The 1,804-nt window shown below is 50.9% G+C and carries 2 protein-coding genes and 1 pseudogene; all 3 read right to left on the bottom strand.

Annotated elements, in window-relative coordinates; translation table 11 throughout:
• Nucleotides 1-314: ATP-binding protein (locus F6K13_RS31490; protein ID WP_287289637.1), on the bottom strand; the 314-nt coding region annotated here is incomplete at its 3' end.
• Nucleotides 315-340: 26 nt separating this feature from the next.
• A complete protein-coding gene (locus F6K13_RS31485; protein ID WP_287289635.1) occupies nucleotides 341-1,111 on the bottom strand; it encodes a hypothetical protein in 771 nt (256 codons plus the stop codon).
• A 132-nt stretch (nucleotides 1,112-1,243) separates the two neighbouring features.
• Nucleotides 1,244-1,789: pseudogene (locus F6K13_RS31480) on the bottom strand (ISAs1 family transposase); the annotation flags it as partial.
• Nucleotides 1,790-1,804 lie beyond the last annotated feature (15 nt).

The following is a 1,804-nucleotide window of genomic DNA, read 5'->3' as shown; positions in this document are numbered from 1 at the left end:
TGCCCAACCAAGATTAAGTTGAGATGCTGAGTAAGCCATTGCCCTTGAGCCCAATCGAGGAATTGCGTTTTTTTGAGGCCTCGTGCCACCTGAAAATCAACCTCTGACAACGTGGCTCCGACAAAGAGTTGAGCCTGTTTAAGGCGTCGTTTGAGCCGTTGATTTTGACGTCGAATATGCTCACGCTCGACAAGCAGAGCGAACCGTTCATCAAACCCCAGGTCGTGATAAGTGGTTTGTTCATGTTGTTCACACCAGGCCTCAAGTAGGCCATATAGCTTCAGGTCTTTGAGTTGGTCAATCGTTTGTTGCATGAGGGAATCGTGGGTAATGAATAGCGTCAGTTGTAATAGGCGTCGCCTCGGACATTGTCGTGAGTCATCCCTGGTGAGATAGGAACGTCTACCAGAGCGGGTGTTTTATCCCGCTGATGCTGCAGAATATGTTTGAGGCGTTTATAGCCAGACATCCCCAACACATTGGCTCGATGACAGGCCTCTTCTAATCGGTCCGTTCCGTAGTGAGACGACAAGCCTTGAATTCCTTTCAGGGAGCGAAAGGCCTGTTCGTCATGCTCTTTACTATCAAAGATGGTCTCAACCTGAGCTTTGGTCTGTGGCCCAATCTGATGGGCCCACGCCAGGAATGACTCTTTGGACTGTTGTTTATAGGCCCAATGGTCTGGCGGCATGTGAGGAGCCAGCGTGCTATGGCAATAGGGACGGTTTGAGCGTGAATGAACCGCAATGCGTTGGTTTTCAAAGAAGACTTCCACCAGTTGCTCGGTGGTTTTGACACTGACCTCTCGCCGCACATACCAATAGGGCACCGAGTAATAATGGCGTCCTACCTCAATGTGGTAATCCAGATTGACCTTGGCTGTTTTCCAACTGGCAAAGACGAATGGGAGCTTGGGTAATGGTTTCAGCTCACTCTGGTCAACGCGCTCAAACAGTTCTCTGCGAGAGATGCCATAGGCATACATCGTCCGGTCATTGAGCTGTTTAAGTAAGGGGCGCATGGCCTCATTGAGCTGCGTAAAACTGGTGAATGATTGGTGACGTAATGGGGCCAAGATTTGCCGTTCCACTTCCTGGACGGCTTTTTCCACCTTGGCCTTATCTCGGGGAGCCTTGGGTCTAGCTGGGATAACCGCAATCTGATAGTGAGTGGCAAAGTCCTGATAACTCCGGTTGACGCCCGGTTCATATCGACAGGGGTCGCTCACAGGGCAAACGCATACTCAAGCGAGTAGCACGCGAACGAGGAAGTCATTGTCCCATCCAGCCTTGAGCCGTTTGGCCTTTTTAGAACCTTTGGACGATTCTTTTGCGAGCAAGTTGAGGGCAATCTTTCTGATGGTAGTCATGTTCTCGGGGGCATGGCCTTTGCGGATGCGTGAGTCATCTTCGTGAAAGACGACATCCAGGCTCCAATGCAGCTTGTTCTCAACACCCCAGTGCCCCCGACTGGCGTAGGCAAAGCGCTCTATACCCCCATCCAAACTCGTAAGATAGTAACGCCGTTCTGTCGTCGGTGGCCGTCCGTCAATACGTCGTTCTGATTCAATCATGCCAACCCGTTTGAGCCCCTTCCATCGCTCGGCATTTTCTAGATGTTCAACTTTATCGAGGAGCCAGTAGCGCCTGAGCTCGATGCGCCCATGCCCTTTGTCAATCGTCTGATAGGCTTCATGGTCAATGTCATTAAAGTCGGTTTTACAGGCCCAGTCGAAAAGCTGCTTAACATCGTCGTGGAGAGTACCTTGATTCCCTTTTAGGCTCAGAACGTAGTCAGCACCCTA

The sequence above is a fragment of the Okeania sp. SIO2B9 genome (genome assembly GCF_010672505.1).
GTDB classification, from domain to species: Bacteria; Cyanobacteriota; Cyanobacteriia; order Cyanobacteriales; family Microcoleaceae; genus Okeania; species Okeania hirsuta.
The sequence above is the reverse complement of the archived record's forward strand: the minus strand, read 5'-3'. Positions and strand labels throughout refer to the sequence as shown.